Genomic DNA, 21,101 nt, shown 5'->3' on the forward strand with positions numbered 1-21,101 from the left:
GGATGGGGAGGGGATGGGTGGGCGGGTGGTTGGGTTTGTGTTGCCGGGTGGCGGTTTACGGTTTCGTTCGCGATTTTTAGGAGTGGTCCAGGCGCCAGAAGGGGGAGACTGGGCCGACGCCCTGGCCGAGCGGGTAGGCCTCGGCGACCGAGCGTTCGATGAAGCGTTTGCCTGCCTCGACGGCGTCCGGCATGCCTAGGCCTTTGGCTAAGCCTGCGGTGATCGCTGACGCCAGGGTGTCTCCGCCGCCGTGGGTGTGGGGGGTGTCGTATCGGGGGCCGGTCAGTTCGATGAACTGGACACCGTCCGAGAGCAGGTCGGTGCATTCCGGGTCTTCGTACAGGTGACCGCCCTTGACCAGGACCCATTGCGCACCGAACTCCAGCAGGGCACCGGCCGCCGCCCGCTGGCTTTCGCGGTCGGTCACCTCCACGCCGGTGAGCAACCGCACCTCGTCCAGGTTCGGGGTGACCAGGCTGGCGCGCGGGAACAACTCGGTGCGGATGGCCTCGAGTGCTTCCTCGCGCAGCAGGGCGTCACCGTGCATGGAGGCGGCGACGGGGTCCACCACGAACGGGATCTCCGCGTGCCGTCCGATGTGGACCTCGTCGAGCGCCTTGGCCACCTCCTGGATGATCTCGGCGGTGGCCAGCATGCCGGTCTTCGCCGCGTCCACGCCCATGTCACCGGCCACCGCCTTGATCTGGGCGGTGACCACCTCGGCCGGGATCTCGGTGAAACCCCGCACACCGAGGGAGTTCTGCACGGTGACCGCGGTGATCGCGGTCATGCCGTGCACCCCGTTGGCGAAGAAGGTGCGCAGATCGGCCTGGATACCGGCCCCGCCACCGGAGTCGGAACCGGCGATGGTGAGCGCGGTGCGCGGTGTGGCGGTCATGGCTTCTCGACCACCGGGAGGTAGACCTTGCCGCCCTGCTCGCCGAACTCCTCGGACTTCTCCCGCATCCCGGCCTCGATGGCCTCCACAGTGGACAGTCCATGCTCTTCGGCGTACTTGCGCACGTCCTGGGTGATCCGCATGGAGCAGAACTTCGGCCCGCACATGGAGCAGAAGTGCGCGGTCTTGGCCGGTTCGGCGGGCAGTGTCTCGTCGTGGAACGAGCGCGCGGTGTCCGGGTCGAGCGCCAGGTTGAACTGGTCGTTCCAGCGGAACTCGAAGCGGGCCTTGGACAGCTCGTCGTCCCACTCCTGGGCGTAGGGATGCCCCTTGGCCAGGTCGGCGGCGTGCGCGGCGATCTTGTAGGTGATCACCCCGGTCTTCACGTCGTCGCGGTTGGGCAGGCCGAGGTGCTCCTTCGGTGTGACGTAACAGAGCATCGCCGTGCCGTACCAGCCGATCTGGGCCGCGCCGATGGCCGAGGTGATGTGGTCGTAGCCGGGTGCGATGTCCGTCGCGAGTGGACCGAGCGTGTAGAACGGCGCCTCGCCGGTGAGCTGTTCCTCCAGCTCCACGTTCTCCTTGATCTTGTGCATCGGCACGTGGCCGGGGCCCTCGATCATCACCTGCACGTCGTGCTCGCGGGCGATGTGGGTCAGTTCGCCGAGGGTTTCCAGCTCGGCGAACTGCGCGCGGTCGTTGGCGTCCGCGATGGAACCCGGGCGCAGGCCGTCACCGAGGGAGAAGGTCACGTCGTACTCGCGCAGGATCTCGCACAGCTCGGCGAAATGCGTGTACAGGAAGGATTCCTGGTGGTGAGCCAGGCACCAGGCGGCCATGATCGAGCCACCGCGCGAGACGATGCCGGTGACCCGCCGGGCGGTCAGCGGCACGTACCGCAGCAGCACCCCGGCGTGCACGGTCATGTAGTCCACGCCCTGCTCGCACTGCTCGATCACGGTGTCCCGGTAGATCTCCCAGGACAGCTTCTCCGGCTCCCCGTCGACCTTCTCCAGCGCCTGGTAGATCGGCACGGTGCCGACCGGGACGGGGGAGTTGCGCAGGATCCACTCGCGCGTCTCGTGGATCCGCTTGCCGGTGGACAGGTCCATGATCGTGTCGGCACCCCAGCGGGTGGCCCAGACCATCTTGTCCACCTCCTCCTCGACCGAGGACCAGACGGCCGAGTTGCCCATGTTCGCGTTGATCTTCACCAGGAAGTTCTTGCCGATGATCATCGGCTCGCTCTCCGGGTGCCTGCGGTTGACCGGGATCACCGCGCGGCCGCGGGCCACCTCGTCCCGCACGAACTCCGGCGACACCCGCTCGCGGGCGGCGATGAACTCCATCTCCCTGGTGATCACACCCGCTTTGGCCCAGCCCAGCTGGGTTTTGTGCTCGCGCCCGTCGGCCCAGCCCGCCCGCAGCCGGTGTAGTCCACTGTGGACGTCGATGGCCGCGTCGGGATCGGTGTACGGCCCCGAGGTGTCGTAGACGTCGAAGTGGTCCCCTGTGGACAGGTCGATCCGCCGCGCCGGGACGCGGAGCCCCGATTCGGTGCGGTGGTAGACCTTGTGCGATCCGGTGATCGGCCCGGTGGTCACGGTGGGCGTGACGGTGGCGTCATTTTCCAGTGTCGTCAACGACATTCACTCCCTACGCCGGCATTACCCGGTCAGGTTCATGCGGTCGGCGGCACCGGGTCCCGTGGACAGGACACCAGCCACCCTCTCAGCCCGCCAAGGCGCGAGCTCCCGCGGTTGCGGTGTTCGGTTGTCCCCCGACCATGCCATGCCGACCGCCGGATGAACAAGGGGGTCAGCGGGTGGTGTCGAAGGCGAGCCGGACACCGAGGCCGATCAGCACCACGCCGGTGAGCCGCTCCAGCCGCCGCCGGATCTCGGCCCGGCGCAGCCAGGCGGTGAACCGGCTCAGCACGCTCGCGATCAGCGAGTACCAGATCGTGTCGACCACCACGAACAACGCGGCGAGCAGCAGGAGGTCGCGCTGGTGGCCGGGACCGGCCGGCACGAACTGGGGCAGGAACGAGATGGCGAACACGCCGAGCTTCGGATTGGCCAGATTGATCAGCAAGCCGGCCCGGAAGCCCGAACCGGCGGTCGGCGGCTCCGGTGCGGCCACCCCGGATCCGCGCAGCGCCTGGAAACCCAGCCACAGCAACACGCAAACGCCGATGATCCGCAGTGTCTGGTAGGCGATCTCGGACGCGGTGAGCAGCACCGAAATGCCGAGCGCGGCGGCCACCGCCCACACCAGCACACCGGCCTCGATCCCGGCCACCACGGCGAACGCGGCGCGCTTGCCGTGCACCGACTGGCGCACCAGCAGCGCGGTGGCCGGGCCCGGCACCAGCGCCAGCACGAACGAACTGAGCAGGAAGGCGGCAAGGTTTCCCCAGGTCATACGGGCAGTGTGCCCAGCGGCCGCGGACCACGCGACCGGTTTTCGCGTGGTCGGAAACTCACCTGGATGGGTCATGCGCGGTCAGTCGGCAACGAGCAGAATGAGCCCGCTTCTGTAACGGTGCAGATTGGGGTGAGCATGCGAAGGTCGTTGATCCTCGCGATGACCGGGATGTTGGCCGCGGGGTTGTTACCCGCGGTAGCCGCGGCCGAGCCGGACGGAGGTGCGGCGCCAGGCGGCCCCGGCGCGCACCCGCTTTGGCTCCCCGCGGGCAAAACCGGCTTCGGTGGCTCGCGGGACCAGGCGAGCAACGTCTGGTTCACCCTCCACAGTGGTCAGCTGTCGGACGTTTACTACCCCGATCTGTCCACGCCGAGCATTCGTTCGCTCAGCTTCGTGGTGACCGACGGTGAGAGCTTCGCCGCCACCGATGCCGGCGCGAAGTTCGAACAGGTCCGTCGCGCCGACGGGTTGACCTACGAGCAGTCGATCACCGACGAGAAGAAGCGCTGGAAACTGCGCAAGACCTACGTGACCGATCCGAAACGGGCGAGCGTACTGGTCGATGTGGATTTCACTTCGCTGACCGGAAAGCCGTATCAGCTCTACGCCGTGCTCGATCCGGATCTCGACAACAACGGCACCGACGACACGGCGAAAACCGTCGGTGACACCCTGGTCGCCACCGACGGCAAAGTCACTTCGGCGCTCGCCGCGAATCCGTCGTTCACCAAGACCAGCAACGGTTTCTCCGGAACCTCCGATGGTGCGACGCAGTTGCTCAAGTTGTTCCAGCTGAAGAGCTACGAAAGCGCGGGCAAGGGCAACGTCGTGCAGACGGGACAACTTGCCGCGGACGGCGTCAAATCCCGGAAAGCGACCCTTTCGCTCGGCTTCGGAGAAAAGGCCGCCGACACCGCGAAGGCCTCGCTGAAAACCGGCTTCGGCCCGGCGCGCAAGGCGAATGAGGCCGGTTGGCGCGATTATCTGCACGGTCTCAAGAAAACGCCGTCCTCGGTCGCCGGGAAACGCGATCTGTACGAGGCCTCCATGCTGATGCTCGCCGCGAGCGAGGACAAGCTGAACCCCGGCGCCTTCATCGCGTCACCGAGCATGCCGTGGCAGTTCGGCGACAACGGTCCCGGCTGGCTGCCATCTGGCACCTACCACCTGGTCTGGCCGCGTGACCTGTACCAGATCGCCACCGGCATGCTGGCCGCCGGCGACGAGGGCGCGGCGCACCGGTCCATCGAGTACATGTTCACCAAGCAACAGCAGGCCGACGGGCACCTGGCGCAGAACACCGACGTCGACGGCACCCCGTACTGGACCTCGATCCAGCTCGACGAGACCGCGTTGCCGATCGTGCTGGCGCAGCAGGTCGGCATCGACGACGCGCTGTGGCCGAACGTCCGCAGGGCGGCCGACTTCCTGATCGACTACCGCGGTCCGAACGGCCAGGCGTCGCCGTGGTCGCAGCAGGAGCGCTGGGAGGAGCAGGACGGGTATTCGCCGTCCACCATCGCCTCGGTGATCGCCGGGCTGGTCTGCGCGGCCGAGCTGGCGAAGGAGCACGGCGACGCGGCGTCCGCCGAGCGCTACCTGGCCAAGGCCGACGAGTTCAAGGGCAAGCTGACCGAGTGGACGGTGACCACGAACGGTCCGCTCTCGGACGACCCGTACTTCGTGCGCCTGACCAAGGACGGCAACGCGAACAACGGCACCGTCTACAACCTCGGCAACTCCAGCTACGACGCCGACCAGCGCGCGGTCGCCGACGCGGGCTTCCTCGAACTGGTGCGCCTCGGCATCCACGCGCCGGACGACCCGGTGATCCGGAACAGCCTCGCCGTGGTGGACAAGGAGATCTCGTTCACCACCCCGACCGGGCAGTTCTGGCACCGCTACACCGGCGACGGTTACGGCGAGAAGGCCGACGGCTCGCAGTGGGAGATGGAGCTGCCGCCGGGCTCGCGGCAGACCTTCGGACGGCTGTGGCCGCTGCTCGCCGGTGAACGCGGCGAGTACGAACTGGCCAACGGCGAGCCCGCCGCGGCCAAGCGGCGGCTGCGCGACCTCGGCCGGGTGGCCGGCAGCGGCGACACCATGCCCGAGCAGGTGTGGGACGAGAACGCGCCCTCGGGGCAGCCGGGCTTCCCGACCGGCAAGGGCAACCAGTCGGCCACGCCGCTGGCCTGGACGCACGCGCAGTTCGTCCGGCTCGCGTGGTCGGTGCAGGAGGGCGAGGTGATCGAGCAGCCCGCGGTGGTGCGGTGCCGCTACCTCGGGAACTGCTGAGGTCTCCGCGGTGATCCGGCGACCCCGGGGACGCTCAGTCCTCGGGGTCGTTCTCCGGATCCGGCAGCCACGAGTTGCCTGGCACGCCCCACTTGTTGCGCTTGAGCATGCGCTTCGCCTCGCGGGCGTACCGGCCGACCAGGCGGTCCAGGTAGATGTACCCGTCCAGGTGGTCGGTCTCGTGCTGCAGGCAGCGCGCGAAGTAGCCGGTGCCCTCCACCTCGATCGGGTTACCGTCGAGGTCCTGGCCGGTGACCTTGGCCCAGCTCGCCCGCCCGGTCGGGTAGGACTCGCCGGGGGCGGACAGGCAGCCCTCCCAGTCGTCGTCCGGGTCCGGCATGGTCTCCGGGATCTCGGAGGTCTCCAGCTTGGGGTTCACCACCAGGCCCTTGTGCCGCACGCCCTCGTCGTCGGGGCAGTCGTACACGAAGATGCGCAGGTCCAGGCCGATCTGGTTGGCGGCGAGGCCGACTCCCTGGGCGGCGTACATGGTCTCGAACATGTCGTCGGCCAGCGTGCGCAGCTCGTCGTCGAACTTGTCGATCTCACGCGTTGGCTGGTGCAGCACGGGCTCGCCGGCGATCACGATGGGGTGGACGGTCACGGTCCGGGAGCTTACCGAGGGCTTCGCCGTGACGCGCCGGGTGTGATGCCGGGACGGACGGCTACGCGCGTGATCTAATGGGCGCCGCGGAAACGACAACCGTGTGATTCGCGCACGCAAGCGAACTTGATTGCGAGGGCCCAGATGGACGCCGCGGAGTCGATGGCTCGCCGTCGCCGCCCGCCGGACTCCGCCGATCAGGCCGGGCTCTCGCCGCGGGAGCAGGAGATCCTTGCTTTCGAACGGCAGTGGTGGAAGTACGCCGGGGCCAAGGAGCAGGCCATCCGCGAGCTGTTCGCGATGTCGTCCACCCGGTACTACCAGGTGCTGAACCAGTTGATCGACAAACATGAGGCGATGCGGGCCGACCCGATGCTGGTCAAGCGCCTGCGCAAGACGCGTGCCGCCCGTCAGCGGACCCGCGCGGCACGACGGTTGGGGATAGATCTGCCATGAGCTGGATCCAGGGGCGGCCGCTGAGGCTGGCTGGCTTGGTGCTGATCGGCCTGGCGCTGGTGGCCGCCGTGGCCGGTGGCGTCACCGCGCTCAGCGGGGGGAACGGCGGGGACACCGCCGCGCCCACCTCCACGCCACCACCGGGTGATTCCGGCGCGCAGAACCCGCCGCCGTCGGAGGTGCCGCCTTCGCCGCCCGCGCCCTCGTCGGAGGTTCCGCCGCCCTCGTCGGCCGCGCCGCCTTCGCCGCCCGCCTCCACGCCGGCGCCCGGTGAGCCGGTGCCGCCCGCGCCGGGTGGCACCCCGGAGGACCAGGCCGCGGCGAAGTGGGTCACCGTGCGCGTCTACAACAACAGCACGATCCACGGCCTCGCCGCGCGCGCCGGGGACGACTTCCGGGCGCAGGGTTGGAACGTCGCCGAGACGAGCAACTACTCGGGCGGCATCATCCCGACCACCACCGCCTACTTCCGCCCCGGCGTGGCGGACGAGGAGACCGCCGCGCGGGCGCTGGGCGCCGCGTTCGGCATGCGCGTCGAACCCCGTTTCGAAGGCATCGCGGGCTCCAGCGGCGGGGTCATCGTGATAGTGACCAACGACTACCGGGGCGCCAACACCAAGGGCAAGTAGTCCCTCCCCGCAACGGAACGCCCAAGCGTCACGCTCCGGATCCGGCTTCGTGATCCCGCTGGAGGGACGATCCTGCGTTGGCTTTTGGGCTCACCCGCTCGGGGAGACTGTGTTGGTGTGTAGTACGGCGTCGAAGAATTCCCGCAGCGGGCCGCCGGTCATGCTCGCGGGTCGGCCCGGGTCGTAGCGCGGGCCGATCAGGCGGAGCCGCAGCGAGGTGCCGGCGACCTCGGGTGTGCCCTGGGCGCCGGTCAGGTCGAGCAGGTGGAGCGCACTGTCGGGCAGGTCGAGGATGGCGTCGGTGAAATCGGCGGGGGCCGGGGGAACCGGCACGATCTGCCCTCCCCACCGGATCGCGCCGTGGTGGAAGGTCAACCCGAGGGAGCGGTAGCGGGGTCCCAGCTGCTCGCGCAGGAGGCTGCCGGCATTGCGGCTGCCGGGACTGCCCTCGTCCTCGGGGACCCAAGCCACCGCGCGGCGGTGCCCGACCGCGCTGTGGCTGCCACTCCAGTACACAACCTTGTGGCCGGTTCGCTCGACCCACTGCAGGACCGCCCTGGCCATGTGGCGCTCTTGGGCGTCCATGTCACTCGCGGAGATCTCGAGGCCGACCAGTCGCACCGGCTCGTCGGGATGATCGCGGTTGTACCCGCGCATCCACCGCAGCACCGCGACGAACTCCGGCGACCGCCACCAGGGATGGGCATCGGCCACGATCGACTCGATCTCACCCATTCCGTCCCGTAGCCAGGCGTCGATCCCGTCGACGATGGCACCGGATGCCTCGATCGCGAGCGTGCGGAACCCGAGTTCGCTGACGAGAAAGCGGACAATCCGGTGAGAGAGCCGAGTCAGCTCCGCGGCCCCGTGTGTCCCTCGGGCAATCCCGACGACCGCGGCGTCGCCGACGATGCCGCGCAAGGGCCGCAGATCGTCCGAGTATGCCTCCGGAACGTTCGTCAGCAAGGGGAAGACGTCGCTGTCACGTAGGGTCCGCACGACAACCACGCTAGAAGCTCGACCAAAGTCGAGGTCAATGGACGCGACCGGCCCTAGTCGGCGCGGTTGGCGGCGTAGGCTTCCAGGTCGGCCAGCTGCGCCGGGTCCAGTGAGGGGCGGACGGCACCGCGGGCCTTGTCCAGGTGGGTGGCGGTGACCTCGGTGGCGTCCAGCGACTCCCGCATCGCGGTCAGCGCGGCTTCCCGGATCAGCGCGGCGCAGTCCGCCGCCGAGTAGCGGTCCAAAGTGGACGCGAGCTGGTCCAGGTCGACGTCGTCGGCCAGCGGGGTGTTCTTCGAGCTGGCCCGCAGGATCGCCGCCCGCGCCTCGGCGTCCGGCGGCGGCACGTAGACCAGGCGCTCCAGCCTGCCCGGCCGCAGCAGCGCCGGGTCCACCAGCTCCGGCCGGTTCGTCGCGCCGAGCACCACGACCTCGCGCATCGGCTCCACCCCGTCCAGCTCGGTCAGCAGCGAGGCGACCACCCGGTCGGAGACCCCCGAGTCGCTCGACTGGCCGCGCCTCGGCGCCAGTGCGTCGATCTCGTCCAGGAACACCAGCGACGGCGCGGCTTCGGCGGCCCGGCGGAACAGCTCGCGCACCGCCCGCTCCGACTCGCCGACCCACTTGTCCATCAGCTCGGCGCCCTTGACCGCGAACACGTTCAGCGCCCCGGTGCCCGCGAGCGCCCGCACCAGGAAGGTCTTGCCACCACCCGGCGGCCCGTACAGCAGCACCCCGCGCGGCGGCGCGACGCCCAGCCTGGCGAAGGAATCCGGGTAACGCAGCGGCCACAGCACGGCCTCGGTGAGCGACTGCTTCACCTCGGTCATGTCCCCGACGTCGTCCAGCGTCAGCCCACCGGTGGCCAGGTTGTCCGAAGTGGACATCGAGATCGGCCGCACGCTGGTCACCGCGTCGAGCAGGTCCTGCGCGCCGATCACCGGTTCGTCGGTTTCGCGCTGGCGCAGGGCGGCGCGCAGCGCGGCCTCGCGGCGCAACGCGAGCAGGTCCGCCGCGACAAAACCGGGTGTGCGCTCGGCGATCGCGCCGAAGTCCACGTCACTGTCGAGCGGCACGTCCCGCAGCAGGATGCGCAGCAGTTCCGTGCGCACCTTCGCGTCCGGCAGCGCGAGCGAAAGCTCCCGGTCGAGCAGATCGCCCGCGCGCAGCCGCGGGTCCACGCCCTCGGGATGCGCGGTGGTCGCGATCAGTGCCACCTCCGACCGGGTCAGCGCGCCGCGCAACTGCTCCAGCAGCACGGTCGCCACCGGCGGCGGCGACGAGGCGGGCAGCAGCGTGTCGATGTCGGTGATCAGCAGGACCGCGGGAGTGGTGCCACCGGCGGTGCGCTCGATCGCCTCGTTCAACCGCGAGGCCGCCGCGTTGGGCTCCAGCACGGCGAGGTTCGGCGCGGCCAGCGTCACCACGCGCACGTTCTCGGCCTGCCCGACCGACCGCACCAGCGTGGTCTTGCCGACGCCCTCCGGCCCCGAAACCAGCACGCCGAGCCGCGCCGAAGTGCCCAGTTTCGCGAGCAGTTCGGGGCGGTGGAAGGCGAGTTCGAACCATTCGGACAGCCGTCGCGCGCAACCGGCGGCACCGGCGAGGTCGGCGACCGGGACCACCGGCTCGTCCTCGGTCTCCTCCACCACCTCCGCGTCGATGAAGTCGTCCACAGTGGACTGCGGCGCGGCGGCGGTGACGGTGACCGCGGTGCCCGGCCGGGCGGCCGCCGCCTCGGGCGCGGGTACCGCGTCGCCGGTGCGCGCGCCGTCGCGCCAGGCGACCACAGTGGACGGTCCGACGGCGACCGGGCCGGACGGCTCGGCGGCGGTGATGGTCAGCAGTTCACTGGTCCACGTGCCGCCGATGGCGTTGGACAGCTTGCTGCGCACCGCGGTGACGTCCGCCCCCGGCGGCGGCGCGAGGTCCTGGGGGAGCAGGGAAACCGCGTCCCCGACGGTGAGCACCTTGCCGATCAGCGCGAGCCGGACGGTGGCGGGCGTGAGGGAGACGCTGGCCAGCCGCGAACCGGCGACGGTGATCGACCGCGCGGCGGCCACCTCGGCCGGGGCGACGACAACCTCGGCGCCCTCGGTGACGCCGAGGTTCGACATGGTCACGTCGTCGATCAGCACCACACCGGGCGGGCCCTCGCCGTCGGACGGCGCGGCCAGCGCGGCGCTCACGCGGGCGCCGGTCAGGTGCACCGCGTCCCAGGCGTGCAGGCCCAGCGCGTCGAGCACCTCCGGGTGCAGGCGGACCACACCGCGGCGGGTGTCGGTCGCGGACGGGCTGTGGCGGACGGTCAGCGTGATCTGCGGGGCACTCACGCCCAAACCCTATCCGGTGAGGAGGGAAAGGAGGACTCAGTCAGAGCGGTTGCCGCGCTGGCGGATGCCGAGGCTGCGCCAGCTGCGCCCGCGATCACGGCGGCCGCTCGGCCCTTGGCTGCCGGAATCATGAGAACCGTTGCGCCGCACGGCCCGCCGGGCCGCCCCGGCCACCCGGCGCCGCAGCGGGCGACGCAGGCCCAGTCGTCGCGCGCTGCGGGCCCGGCGGATCGCCCGGCGCTCGCGCGCGGGCACGTCCCAGGCCTCGGGGTGCCGGGCCAGCCAGCGGAAGCGGCGCACCGCGTAGGGCAGGTGCACCAGGTACAGCAGCATCGCCACGGCCAGCGCGATCAGCGGGTACAGGATGATCGTCGCGGCCAGCACGCCGACCGCCACCAGCAGCGGGCCGACCGCCTTCGGGGCCACCTTGACCGTCTTCAGCGACAGCGTGGGGATCCGGCTGATCGCCAGCGCGGCGATCGCCACCGTCCACACCCACACCACCACCTGTGCCGACCACCAGCCCTCGCCGAACTGCAGGCTCAGCGTCAGCGGCAGCAGCACCAGCAGGCCACCGGCCGGAGCGGGCACGCCGACGAAGAACTCGGCCGCGTACGGCGGTTGCTCGGTGTCGTCGAGCAGGGTGTTGAACCGGGCCAGGCGCAGGATCATGCACACCGCGAAGACCAGCGCGGCCAGCCAGCCGATGCGCTCGCCGTCGGAATGCCAGACGTAGAGCACCAGCGCCGGGGCCACGCCGAAGGAGATGCCGTCGGCCAGCGAGTCCAGCTCGGCGCCCATCTTCGAGGTGGCGTCGAGCAGGCGCGCGATGCGGCCGTCGAGGCTGTCCAGCACGGCGGCGATGCCGATGGACGCGATCGCCATCGCGTAGTTGCCGGTGAGCGCGAACTGCACGGCGGACAGGCCGGCGCACAGCGCGAGCACGGTGATCGCGTTCGGCAGCAGCCGAACGCCCGGATTGGTCCGGACGGTCAACGCGGGCCCCCTAGAACTGCGCCGTCTGCGGCAGTTCGGCGATGGGTGTCTCGCCGCCGATCGTGCGCTGCCCCTTGCTCACCAGCACCCGGCTGCCCGGTGGCAGGTAGGTGTCCACTCGCGAGCCGAACCGGATCAGGCCGTAGGTGTCACCGGCGCTGACCTTCTCGCCGTCGCCGACCTCGCACAGGATCCGGCGCGCGACCAGCCCGGCGATCTGCACGACCACCACCTCGTGGCCGTCTTCGGTGCGCAGCAGCAGCGAGTTGCGCTCGTTGTCGTCGCTGGCCTTGTCCAGGTCGGCGGAGAGGAACTTGCCCGGCCGGTACGCGACCTTCTCCACCACGCCGGTGGCCGGCGCGCGCTGGACGTGCACGTCGAACACGGACAGGAACACGCTGACCCGCATCCGCGGCTCGGCGGGCAGGCCCAGCTCCGGCGGCGGGGTGGCCTCCTCGATCAGCGAGACCAGGCCGTCGGCCGCACCCAGCACCAGGCCGGAGCGGGTCGGCGGCACGCGGGCAGGCTCGCGGAAGAAGGCTGCGGTGGCCACCGTGCCGAGCCCGGCGAGCAGGCCGAGGGGCTTGGAGAACCGGCGCAGCACCAGGGTGGCGGCGAGGCCACCGAGCACGAAGGGCCGCCCGGCGCGGTGCATCGGCGGCACGGTCTCGCGGGCGAGGGTGATCGCGTGCTTGATCGGGTTGGCCGGCGCGTTGGCGCTCATCTCTGCTGAATCCCCGGGGTCGTGGTCGGCGAGGCGGCTGGCCCGCCGCGTCGTGGGGCCACGCTACCGCCCAGCCGGGACGGCCGGATTACCGACCGGGTACGTGCACCCCCCGACGAGTGCACGCGCCCGGTACTTCCGGCTGAATACCCGCGGAAGCCGGATTCTATTCCACCCACCGGCAGGTTGACCACTCCCCGTGTGGGGGCAATGACACCGTGTCAGAGAGAGCGGTCAGAGCAGGAGCACGTTGACCTCGGCGCCCTGCGGCGCCTCGGTGACCTCCTCCGGCAGCACGATCAGGCAGTTCGCCTGGGCGAAGGCGGCCAGCAGGTGCGAACCGGGGCCGCCGCGCGGGCCGACCTCACCGGTCACCTCGCCGTCGGTGTGCGAGTAGAAACCCCGCCGGAACTGGACTTTCCCAGCTGGTGAGCGCAGTGCCTCGGTCAGCTTCGCGCGCACCCTCGGGCGGTCCACAATGGAATGTCCCATCGCGGCGAGCACGGCGGGGCGGACGAAGACCTCGAAGGAGACCAGGCTGCTCACCGGGTTGCCGGGCAGGGTGAACACCGGCACCCCGTTCCACCGGCCGAGCCCCTGCGGGCCGCCCGGCTGCATGGCCACCTTCCGGAACTCCACCCCGGCCCCGGTCAGCGCGTCCTTGACCACCTCGTAGGCGCCCGCGCTCACCCCGCCCGAGGTGATCAGCAGGTCCGCCGCGGCCAGCTTCGGCTCGATCACCGCGCGGAACTCGGCCACGTCGTCGACCACGCTGCGAATGGTCTCGACCTCGCAGCCCAGCGCCCGCAGCGCGGCCACCAGCATCACGCTGTTCGACTCGTAGATCTGCCCGTGCTTCAGCGGGTTCGGCGCGGTGACCAGCTCGGAACCGGTGGACACCACGAGCACCCGCGGCGGGGTGAACACCACCAGCGAGTCCAGCCCGACGGCCGCCGCGAGGCCGACCTGCGCGGGGCCGAGCAGGGTGCCGCGGGTCAGCGCCGTGGTGCCCCGCTGGACGTCCTCGCCGGTGCGCCGCAGGTGGTTCCCCGGTGGCACGGAGGCGAAAACGCGCACGGTCTCCGCGCCGCCGTCGGTCTTCTCCACCATCACCACGGTGTCGGCGCCCGGCGGCATCGGCGCGCCGGTCATGATCCGGTGCGCGGTGCCGGGCAGCAGCGGTGGCGAATCCACCCGGCCCGCCGGGATGTCCTCGGCCACCGGCAGCGTCACCGGGCTGTCCTCGCTCGCACCGGCGACGTCGACCGCGCGGACCGCGTAGCCGTCCATCGCGGAGTTGTCGAAGGGTGGCAGGGAGACGTCGGCTGTCACATCCTCGGCGAGGATCAGCCCGGCGCATTCGGCCACCGGAAGCCGTACCGGGGTCCTGGTGCCGAGCAGGGCGGTCACCTCGGCACGATGATGTTCGACGGAGATCACGCGGACCATCCTCCCCGCCGGGGCCCGTCGTGCAAGACTCTCCCCGCCGCACGGCGATTCGACATGAAGTCACGGAGGGGTTCCATGCAGGTCAATGTCCGCCAGCAGCCGTCGTTCGCGGTCGCCAGGCTGATGCTCGCACCGGGCGAGCCCGCGCAGGTGGAGGCCGGCGCGATGATGGCGACCAGCTACGGCGTGCAGGTCCAGTCCAAGGCGCAGGGCGGGATCATGAAGGGGCTGGGCCGGGCCTTCCTCTCCGGGGAGTCCTTCTTCATCTCCACCTTCACCGCCCCGCAGAACGGCGGCTGGGTGGACGTGGCCGCGAACCTGCCCGGCGACATCCAGGTGATCAATCTCGACGGCCGCACCGGCTGGTGTGTGACCAAGGGCTCCTGGCTGGCCTCCTCGCATTCGGTGACCACGGAGACCCGCTGGGGCGGCTTCGGCAACCTGGTCGGCGGCGAAGGCGGCTTCCTCACCCACGCGCACGGCCAGGGTCCGCTGGTGGTGGCCTGCTACGGCGCGCTGGAGACGGTCACCCTGCAGCCGGGCGAAGTGGTCACCATCGACTCCGGGCACGTGGTCGCCTACGCCGACACCGTGCAGACGCAGACCCGCAAGGTGGCCAGCGGCATCATGCAGTCGATCAAGAGCGGCGAGGGCCTGGTGTTCGACTTCGCCGGTCCCGGCCAGGTGCTGACCCAGACCCGCAACCCGTCGGCGCTGGCGGCGTGGGTCGTCGCGCAGGTACCGCAGCGGTAAGGCGCGGAAAAGATGCGGGTGCACACGCGGCACACGCCCGCCTTCGGTGTCGCCAGGGTCGTGCTCGGCCCTGGCGAGGCCGTGCAGGCGGCCGCGGAAGCGTTGCTGGCCAGCAGTTTCGGGGTGGCGCCCAGCGCACCGGTCCGCAAGGGCGGCCCGGTGGTGTTCACCGCGCCCGCCGAGGGCGGCTGGGTCGACCTGGCCCCGAAGCGCGCCGGTGACGTCTACCCGCTGGAGTTCGACGGCACCCAGGGCTGGTGCGTGGCGAAGGACGCGGTGCTCGGCCGTCCCGCCGGGGTCCGCCGCGACCAGCACTGGCCCGCGCTGCAGTCGCTGTTCGGCGGCGACGGCGGGTTCCTGGAGCACTACGGCGGGGTCGGGCCGCTGATCCTGAGCTGCACCGGGCCGGTCGAGGTGTTCAGCCTCGACCCCGGCGAGATCGTCACGGTGATGCCGGGATTCCTGGTCGCCTATCCGGACAGCGTGCAGGTGCGCCTGCGCGCGGTGGATCCGGCCGGGCCGCAGTCGGTGCGCACCGGCGAGGGGCTGGCGCTCGATTTCGCCGGGCCGGGACGGGTGCTCGTGCAGGCTCGCAGCACCCTCTAGAACGCCGTGACGTTGCGACGAATTGACCATTGCCGGGCCGGTTTGTTCCGGTAGCGTGAATCCACCTCACCCTTCGCTTCGGCGTGCAATACAAGGAGGACGGGCGTGGCGGTCGGCACGGTCAAGTGGTTCAACTCGGAAAAGGGCTACGGCTTCATCGAGTGCTCGGACGGTCCCGATGTGTTCGTGCACTACTCGGCCATCCAGGCTGATGGATTCCGCACCCTCGACGAGGGGGACCAGGTCGAATTCGAGGTCCAGTCGGGCCGGGACGGCCGCAGCCAGGCGGCCGACGTCCGCAAGGTCTCCTGAGTCGCTTTCGCCCAGTGAAAATCGCCGAGACGTCGAACCGGGAGCGGCGCCCGTGGGCAGGGCATTAGGCTGCACGGCGTGACAGGCGATGTGTCGGGGGACCTCACCGGTCGCCGGCTGGGCAACTACCGCATCGACGGGGTGCTCGGCAAGGGCGGCATGAGTGTGATGTACCGGGCCACCGACGTGCGACTGGGTCGCAAGGTGGCGTTGAAGGTGATCGGCGAGCACCTGGGCGCCGACGCCGAGTTCCGCGAGCGGTTCGTCGACGAGGCACGCAGTACCTCGGCGATCGACCACGCCAACGTCGTGCCGTTGTACGACTTCGGCGAACTCGACGGAATGCTGTACATCGCCATGCGCCTGGTCGACGGCAAGGACCTGGCCGGGCTGATCAACGGCGCGCCGATGGCCCCCGAACGCGCGCTCGGCCTGCTCGAACAGGTCGCCGACGCACTGGACACGCTGCACGACCGCGGCTTGGTCCACCTCGACGTCAAACCGGCGAACGTGCTGGTCACCAGCCGCGAGTCGGCCCGTGAGCACGTCTACGTCGCCGACTTCGGGCTGACCCGCCGCGGGGCCACCGGGCACCGCACGCGTGGTGGTGACTTCCTCGGCTCGCCGACCTACGCCGCGCCCGAGCACCTTCGCGGGGAGCCGCTGGACGGGCGCACCGACCAGTACGCGCTGGCCTGCGTGCTCTACGCCTGCCTGACCGGCAGCCCGCCGTTCAAGGGCGACGTGCCCGCGGTGATCAAGGGGCACTTGCAGGGGGAGCCGCCGTCGGTGTCCAGGGTGGTCTCGCTGCCGACCGCGGTCGACGCGGTGATCCGCAAGGGCATGGCGAAGAGCGCGGGTGACCGGTACGGCAGCTGCGTGGAGCTGATCGCCGCGGCCCGCCGTGCGATGGAAACCGCGCAACCGGCCGCCGCCGGTCCGCCGTCGCAGCCGGTGCCCGCCGGACCGCCGTCACAACCGCAACCGGTTGCCGTCAGCTCGCCGGCGCAGCAGAGTGCACCTCAACGACCACAGGGCGAGGGGGCCCGGATGCACCCGTACGGACAAGGCGGTCCTCAGCAACCGCAGCAGCAACCGCCGCCCGGCTACGGGCCGCCGCCCCAGGGCATGCCACCGCAGCAGCAGGGCATGCCGCCGCAGGGAATGCCTCCCCAGGGCTATGGCGCTCCGCCGCCCGGGTACGGCCAGCCGAACATGCCGCCCCAGGGCATGCCACCCCAGGGCATGCCCCCGCAGGGCATGCCGCCGCAGGGACCACCGCCCGGATACGGCCCGCCGCCCGGCGACCCGATGCGGCTGCGCCCGCCGTCCCCCGCGGGTGGTTCCCCGTGGGAGGAGAAGAAGAGCGGTGGCAAGGCCTGGCTGATCTGGCTGATCGTCGGCCTTGTCGTGGTGGCCGGTGGCATCGTGCTGGTGCTCGTGCTCACCCGCGGCGACGACAGCGCCGGGACCAACACCCCGACCGATCGCGGGACCAACCAGCCCGCGCCGTCCATCCCGGTCGGTGAGGGCCCGGCGACCGGGCAGCCGGGTGAGACCGGCGGCAACAAGCCACCGCCCACTTCCATCCCGATCAAGCCTGGCGGCTGACCAGGCTTTCTTGCACTCGCCCCCGGAGAGTGCTAAACAGGTTTTAGCACTCGGTATGCCTGAGTGCCAGTCGGGTGGTCACACGGCCGCCCGCCTGAAAGGTCGGGACGGTGAGGCCGGGCCGGGAAACCGAGCCGGTCGTCCGTCGCGGGCACCGCACCTGGCCGAGGAAGTGTTCCTGCCGCCCCCGTACGAGGTGGCGGCGCCCAATATCGGAGGACCACACCGTAATGGCCAAACTGATCGCGTTCGACGAGGACGCCCGCCGCGGTCTTGAGCGCGGCCTCAACACCCTCGCCGAAGCCGTCAAGGTGACGCTCGGCCCGCGTGGCCGCAATGTCGTGCTCGAAAAGAAGTGGGGCGCGCCGACGATCACCAACGACGGTGTCTCCATCGCCAAGGAGATCGAGCTCGAGGACCCCTGGGAGAAGATCGGGGCCGAGCTCGTCAAGGAAGTTGCCAAGAAGACCGACGACGTCGCGGGTGACGGCACCACCACCGCCACCGTGCTCGCCCAGGCCCTCGTCCGCGAGGGGCTGCGCAACGTGGCCGCCGGCGCCGACCCGATCAGCCTCAAGCGCGGCATCGAGCAGGCCGTCGAGGCCGTCATCGAGCAGCTGCACAAGGCCGCCAAGGACGTCGAGACCAAGGAGCAGATCGCCGCGACTGCTTCCATCTCGGCTGCCGACCGCACCATCGGTGAGCTGATCGCCGAGGCGCTGGACAAGGTCGGCAAGGAAGGTGTCGTCACCGTCGAGGAGTCGAACACCTTCGGGCTCGAGCTCGAGCTGACCGAGGGTATGCGCTTCGACAAGGGCTACATCTCCGGTTACTTCGTGACCGACGCCGAGCGTCAGGAAGCCGAGCTGGAGGACCCCTACGTCCTGCTGTACGGCTCCAAGATCTCCAACGTCAAGGACGTGCTGCCGCTGCTGGAGAAGGTCATCCAGTCCGGCAAGCCGCTGCTGATCATCTCCGAGGACGTCGAGGGCGAGGCCCTGGCCACCCTGGTCGTCAACAAGATCCGCGGCACCTTCAAGTCCGTCGCCGTCAAGGCGCCCGGCTTCGGTGACCGCCGCAAGGCCATCCTGCAGGACATCGCGATCCTGACCGGTGGCCAGGTGATCTCGGAGGACGTCGGCCTCAAGCTGGAGAACGCGGACCTGTCGCTGCTGGGCCGCGCCCGCAAGGCGGTCATCACCAAGGACGAGACGACCATCGTCGAGGGTGCCGGTGACGCCGACCAGATCCAGGGTCGCGTGAACCAGATCCGCGCCGAGATCGAGAACTCGGACTCGGACTACGACCGCGAGAAGCTGCAGGAGCGGCTGGCCAAGCTGGCCGGCGGCGTGGCCGTGATCAAGGCCGGTGCCGCCACCGAGGTCGAGCTGAAGGAGCGCAAGCACCGCATCGAGGACGCGGTGCGCAACGCCAAGGCCGCCGTCGAAGAGGGCATCGTCGCCGGTGGTGGCGTCGCGCTGCTGCAGGCCGCCGAGGCCGCCTTCGCGGGCCTGAAGCTCGAGGGTGACGAGGCGACCGGCGCGAACATCGTCAAGGTCGCCGTCGAGGCTCCGCTCAAGCAGATCGCGATCAACGCCGGCCTCGAAGGCGGCGTTGTGGTGGAGAAGGTCAAGGGCCTGCCGCAGGGCCACGGCCTGAACGCCGCCACGGGTGTCTACGAGGACCTGCTCGCCGCCGGCGTGCCGGACCCGACCAAGGTCACCCGCTCCGCGCTGCAGAACGCCGCCTCCATCGCGGCGCTGTTCCTGACCACCGAGGCTGTCGTCGCGGACAAGCCGGAGAAGGCTTCCGCCGCTCCGGCCGACCCGTCCGGCGGCATGGGTGGCATGGACTTCTGAGTCCAGCCAGGCGCTAGTCGCAACGGCCCGGTCCACGCTCGCGTGGGCCGGGCCTTGTGCTGTCCGGGGTGCGGGCCGCGGTGGGCACGCGGGTCAGCTCGCGGTGTCCGTGGTGTCTTCGGGCATCAGGATCCAGCAGGCGGCGTAGACGAGCACCGGGGTGCCGACGCCGAAGATGGTGGCGGCGACGAGCAGGATGCGCAGGATCGCGGCGTCCACGCCGAGCATGCGCGCCCAGCCGCCGCACACCCCGGCCAGCATCTTGTCGGTCGAGCTGCGGCGGAGCTTCTTGGTCTCGGGCTGGTACACGTTGTTCGTCATGACTCCATGGTGCGGGCGCGCTGACCTGCGGACATCAGGGAACTGCCCTGGCCGGACCCGGAATCGGAACCCTGAGAGTGTGGTTGGCTTCGGGTATGACGGTTCGGAAAACGGCGCTCTGGCTGGTCGCACTCGCTCTGCTCGGCATGGGAACGGCGAGCGCGGCGGCCCCGGTGAGCCACTCCCGCAGCGAACTCGACCGCATTCTCGCCCGCGGTGAGGTGAAGGTCTGCTCCACCGGCGACTACCGCCCCTTCACCTACCGCGACCCGGCCACCGGGCAGTGGAGCGGGATCGACGTGGACATGGCCGGTGACTTCGCGAAGCGCCTCGGCGTGCGGCTGACCATCGTGCCGACCACCTGGAAAACGCTGGTCGACGACCTCGGCCGCACCTGCGACCTGTCCATGGGCGGCATCTCGATCACCCTCGACCGCGCCAAGCGCGCCTTCTACACCGAGGCCTACGTCAAGGACGGCAAAACCCCGATCACCCGCTGTGAGAACGCCGAGCGGTTCCAGACCCTGGAGCAGATCGACCAGCCGGGCGTGCGGGCGATCGTCAATCCCGGCGGCACGAACGAGCAGTTCGCCGACGCCAACCTCAAGCAGGCCACCATCGTCCGCCACCCGGACAACAACACCATCTTCACCGAGATCATCGAGGGCCGCGCCGACCTGATGATCACCGACGCGGTGGAGACCCGCTGGCAGGCCAAGCAGCACCCGGAGCTGTGCTCGGTGCACCCCGACGAGCCGTTCACCTTCGCCGAGAAGGCCTACCTGCTGCCGCGCGGGGACGTGGTGCTCCAGGAGTGGGTGGACCAGTGGCTGAACCTGGCCCGCAACGACGGCACCTACGACCGGTTCGCCGAGGCCTGGATCGGCTGAACGCGCGCCAGCCGGTCGAGCCACCACGCGGCCCGGTCCGGTGGGGCCGGTACCGCGTGGGCCAGGTCCGGTTCCGGGGCCCGGCGCGGCACCGGCAGGTAACCGTCCACAGGGGACAGTGGAGTCGAGGTGACATCGTTGGACAGCAGGGCGGCCGTGCCGAGTCCGCAGGCGAACTCCAGTGACGGCAGCGCACCGGCCAGCGCCAGCCCGGCGGCCAGGCCGACGCTGCTCTCCACCGCCGAGGACACCACGCACGGCAGGCCGCAGGCTTCGGCGACGCGCAGCGCCCGCCGCACCCCGCCCAGCGGCGCGACCTTGATCACCGCCACGTCGGCGGCCCCGGCGACGGCCACCTTCAGCGGGTCCTCGGCGCGCCGGATCGACTCGTCCGCGGCGATCCGCACGTCCACCCGCCGCCGGACGGCGGCCAGTTCCTCGATGGAGGCGCACGGCTGCTCGGCGTACTCCAGCCCGCCCGCCGCGCGGTCCAGCTCGCGGATGGCGTGCACCGCCTCGTCGACCTCCCACGCCATGTTGGCGTCGACCCGGATCTTGCCGCCGGGGCCGAGCGCCGAGCGCACCGCGGCCACCCGGTCGCAGTCCTCGGCGAGCGTGGTGCCCTGGCCGGCCACCTTCACCTTCGCCGTGCCGCAGCCGGAAGCGGCGACGAGGTCGTGCGCGCGCTCCGGGGTGAGCACCGGCACCGTGGCGTTGACCGGGATCCGCTCGCGCACCGGTTCCGGCCAGCCCCGCTCACCGGCTTCCACCGCCGACGCCAGCCATGGCACGCTCTCCGCGTCGGAGTACTCGGCGAACGGGCAGAACTCGCCCCAACCCGCTTCTCCCCGCAGAAGCACACCTTCCCGGGTGGTGATGCCGCGGAAGCGGTGGCGCATCGGCGCCGCGTAGACCAGTACCGATGGCGAGGAGGACATG

Annotated in this window: 20 protein-coding genes and 1 riboswitch; of the genes, 9 read left to right on the plus strand and 11 right to left on the minus strand. The window is 70.6% G+C overall.

What is annotated here, in order from left to right; translation table 11 throughout:
* Positions 1-76: 76 nt before the first annotated feature.
* The 3 genes from thiD to YIM_RS03320 form a co-directional block, all read right to left on the minus strand.
* On the minus strand, positions 77-898 hold the full coding sequence (gene thiD, locus YIM_RS03310) for a bifunctional hydroxymethylpyrimidine kinase/phosphomethylpyrimidine kinase (protein ID WP_153028924.1): 822 nt from the start codon (positions 896-898) through the stop codon (positions 77-79).
* A complete protein-coding gene (thiC, locus tag YIM_RS03315; protein ID WP_194240292.1) occupies positions 895-2,541 on the minus strand; it encodes a phosphomethylpyrimidine synthase ThiC in 1,647 nt (548 codons plus the stop codon). Before thiC ends, thiD begins: the two co-directional genes overlap by 4 nt.
* Positions 2,533-2,666: riboswitch (TPP riboswitch) on the minus strand. Its footprint overlaps the gene before it by 9 nt.
* A gap of 50 nt (positions 2,667-2,716) precedes the next feature.
* Positions 2,717-3,322: a LysE family translocator gene (locus YIM_RS03320; protein ID WP_153028926.1), complete on the minus strand. Its 606-nt coding sequence runs from the start codon at positions 3,320-3,322 to the stop codon at positions 2,717-2,719.
* A gap of 138 nt (positions 3,323-3,460) precedes the next feature.
* Here YIM_RS03320 and YIM_RS03325 point away from each other — a divergent pair, with 138 nt between their 5' ends.
* Positions 3,461-5,620 carry a glycoside hydrolase family 15 protein gene (locus YIM_RS03325; RefSeq protein WP_153036756.1) on the plus strand — a complete coding sequence of 720 codons (2,160 nt, stop codon included), beginning with the start codon at positions 3,461-3,463 and terminating at the stop codon, positions 5,618-5,620.
* A 34-nt stretch (positions 5,621-5,654) separates the two neighbouring features.
* Here the strand turns inward: YIM_RS03325 and YIM_RS03330 are convergent, their stop codons facing one another.
* Entirely contained in the window at positions 5,655-6,224 is a 570-nt protein-coding gene (locus YIM_RS03330) for a peptide deformylase (protein WP_153028927.1), read from the minus strand.
* A 144-nt stretch (positions 6,225-6,368) separates the two neighbouring features.
* Here YIM_RS03330 and YIM_RS03335 point away from each other — a divergent pair, with 144 nt between their 5' ends.
* Entirely contained in the window at positions 6,369-6,680 is a 312-nt protein-coding gene (locus tag YIM_RS03335; protein ID WP_153028928.1) for a DUF3263 domain-containing protein, read from the plus strand.
* Positions 6,677-7,309: a LytR C-terminal domain-containing protein gene (locus tag YIM_RS03340; RefSeq protein ID WP_153028929.1), complete on the plus strand. Its 633-nt coding sequence runs from the start codon at positions 6,677-6,679 to the stop codon at positions 7,307-7,309. The genes YIM_RS03335 and YIM_RS03340 overlap by 4 nt, the downstream gene beginning before the upstream one ends.
* A 90-nt stretch (positions 7,310-7,399) precedes the next feature.
* Here YIM_RS03340 and YIM_RS48500 read toward each other — a convergent pair whose 3' ends face one another.
* From YIM_RS48500 to glp, 5 genes are all read right to left on the minus strand, one after another.
* A complete protein-coding gene (locus YIM_RS48500; RefSeq protein WP_194240028.1) occupies positions 7,400-8,317 on the minus strand; it encodes an erythromycin esterase family protein in 918 nt (305 codons plus the stop codon).
* Positions 8,318-8,361: 44 nt separating this feature from the next.
* The gene (locus YIM_RS03350; protein WP_153028931.1) at positions 8,362-10,641 is read right to left on the minus strand and encodes an AAA family ATPase; all 2,280 of its coding nucleotides are present in this window, start codon (positions 10,639-10,641) and stop codon (positions 8,362-8,364) included.
* A gap of 36 nt (positions 10,642-10,677) precedes the next feature.
* Positions 10,678-11,637 carry a CDP-diacylglycerol--serine O-phosphatidyltransferase gene (gene pssA / locus YIM_RS03355; RefSeq protein ID WP_153028932.1) on the minus strand — a complete coding sequence of 320 codons (960 nt, stop codon included), beginning with the start codon at positions 11,635-11,637 and terminating at the stop codon, positions 10,678-10,680.
* A gap of 10 nt (positions 11,638-11,647) precedes the next feature.
* Positions 11,648-12,361, minus strand: a complete 714-nt coding sequence (locus YIM_RS03360) for a phosphatidylserine decarboxylase (protein ID WP_153028933.1) — start codon at positions 12,359-12,361, stop codon at positions 11,648-11,650.
* Between the two features lie 234 nt (positions 12,362-12,595).
* Positions 12,596-13,810: a gephyrin-like molybdotransferase Glp gene (glp, locus tag YIM_RS03365; protein WP_153028934.1), complete on the minus strand. Its 1,215-nt coding sequence runs from the start codon at positions 13,808-13,810 to the stop codon at positions 12,596-12,598.
* A gap of 75 nt (positions 13,811-13,885) precedes the next feature.
* On the opposite strand from glp, the gene YIM_RS03370 reads away from it, so the two are divergent.
* From YIM_RS03370 to groL, 5 genes are all read left to right on the plus strand, one after another.
* Positions 13,886-14,563, plus strand: coding sequence for a TIGR00266 family protein (locus tag YIM_RS03370; protein ID WP_153028935.1), 678 nt, complete (start codon positions 13,886-13,888; stop codon positions 14,561-14,563).
* 12 nt (positions 14,564-14,575) lie between these two features.
* The gene (locus tag YIM_RS03375; RefSeq protein WP_153028936.1) at positions 14,576-15,169 is read left to right on the plus strand and encodes an AIM24 family protein; all 594 of its coding nucleotides are present in this window, start codon (positions 14,576-14,578) and stop codon (positions 15,167-15,169) included.
* A 105-nt stretch (positions 15,170-15,274) separates the two neighbouring features.
* Positions 15,275-15,481, plus strand: a complete 207-nt coding sequence (locus YIM_RS03380) for a cold-shock protein (protein ID WP_153028937.1) — start codon at positions 15,275-15,277, stop codon at positions 15,479-15,481.
* 78 nt (positions 15,482-15,559) lie between these two features.
* Positions 15,560-17,092, plus strand: a complete 1,533-nt coding sequence (locus YIM_RS03385; protein ID WP_194240029.1) for a serine/threonine-protein kinase — start codon at positions 15,560-15,562, stop codon at positions 17,090-17,092.
* Positions 17,093-17,322: 230 nt separating this feature from the next.
* On the plus strand, positions 17,323-18,951 hold the full coding sequence (gene groL / locus YIM_RS03390) for a chaperonin GroEL (RefSeq protein WP_153028938.1): 1,629 nt from the start codon (positions 17,323-17,325) through the stop codon (positions 18,949-18,951).
* A 93-nt stretch (positions 18,952-19,044) separates the two neighbouring features.
* Here the strand turns inward: groL and YIM_RS03395 are convergent, their stop codons facing one another.
* Positions 19,045-19,272 (minus strand): PspC domain-containing protein, encoded by a 228-nt coding sequence (locus tag YIM_RS03395; RefSeq protein ID WP_153028939.1) that lies wholly within the window; start codon positions 19,270-19,272, stop codon positions 19,045-19,047.
* A 95-nt stretch (positions 19,273-19,367) separates the two neighbouring features.
* Here YIM_RS03395 and YIM_RS03400 point away from each other — a divergent pair, with 95 nt between their 5' ends.
* Positions 19,368-20,162: a transporter substrate-binding domain-containing protein gene (locus YIM_RS03400; RefSeq protein WP_153028940.1), complete on the plus strand. Its 795-nt coding sequence runs from the start codon at positions 19,368-19,370 to the stop codon at positions 20,160-20,162.
* Here the strand turns inward: YIM_RS03400 and YIM_RS03405 are convergent.
* Entirely contained in the window at positions 20,129-21,100 is a 972-nt protein-coding gene (locus YIM_RS03405) for an o-succinylbenzoate synthase (protein WP_153028941.1), read from the minus strand. The genes YIM_RS03400 and YIM_RS03405 overlap by 34 nt on opposite strands.
* Position 21,101 lies beyond the last annotated feature (1 nt).

The organism is Amycolatopsis sp. YIM 10 (assembly GCF_009429145.1).
In the GTDB taxonomy this organism is placed as follows: domain Bacteria; phylum Actinomycetota; class Actinomycetes; order Mycobacteriales; family Pseudonocardiaceae; genus Amycolatopsis.

Coding starts and splice junctions, on each gene's coding strand:
- thiD (WP_153028924.1), bottom strand. CDS start 898: ATGACCGCCACACCGCGCACCGCGCTCACCATCGCCGGTTCCGACTCC.
- YIM_RS03320 (WP_153028926.1), bottom strand. CDS start 3,322: ATGACCTGGGGAAACCTTGCCGCCTTCCTGCTCAGTTCGTTCGTGCTG.
- YIM_RS03325 (WP_153036756.1), top strand. CDS start 3,461: ATGCGAAGGTCGTTGATCCTCGCGATGACCGGGATGTTGGCCGCGGGG.
- YIM_RS03335 (WP_153028928.1), top strand. CDS start 6,369: ATGGACGCCGCGGAGTCGATGGCTCGCCGTCGCCGCCCGCCGGACTCC.
- YIM_RS03340 (WP_153028929.1), top strand. CDS start 6,677: ATGAGCTGGATCCAGGGGCGGCCGCTGAGGCTGGCTGGCTTGGTGCTG.
- YIM_RS03360 (WP_153028933.1), bottom strand. CDS start 12,361: ATGAGCGCCAACGCGCCGGCCAACCCGATCAAGCACGCGATCACCCTC.
- glp (WP_153028934.1), bottom strand. CDS start 13,810: ATGGTCCGCGTGATCTCCGTCGAACATCATCGTGCCGAGGTGACCGCC.
- YIM_RS03370 (WP_153028935.1), top strand. CDS start 13,886: ATGCAGGTCAATGTCCGCCAGCAGCCGTCGTTCGCGGTCGCCAGGCTG.
- YIM_RS03375 (WP_153028936.1), top strand. CDS start 14,576: ATGCGGGTGCACACGCGGCACACGCCCGCCTTCGGTGTCGCCAGGGTC.
- groL (WP_153028938.1), top strand. CDS start 17,323: ATGGCCAAACTGATCGCGTTCGACGAGGACGCCCGCCGCGGTCTTGAG.
- YIM_RS03395 (WP_153028939.1), bottom strand. CDS start 19,272: ATGACGAACAACGTGTACCAGCCCGAGACCAAGAAGCTCCGCCGCAGC.
- YIM_RS03400 (WP_153028940.1), top strand. CDS start 19,368: ATGACGGTTCGGAAAACGGCGCTCTGGCTGGTCGCACTCGCTCTGCTC.
- YIM_RS03405 (WP_153028941.1), bottom strand. CDS start 21,100: ATGTCCTCCTCGCCATCGGTACTGGTCTACGCGGCGCCGATGCGCCAC.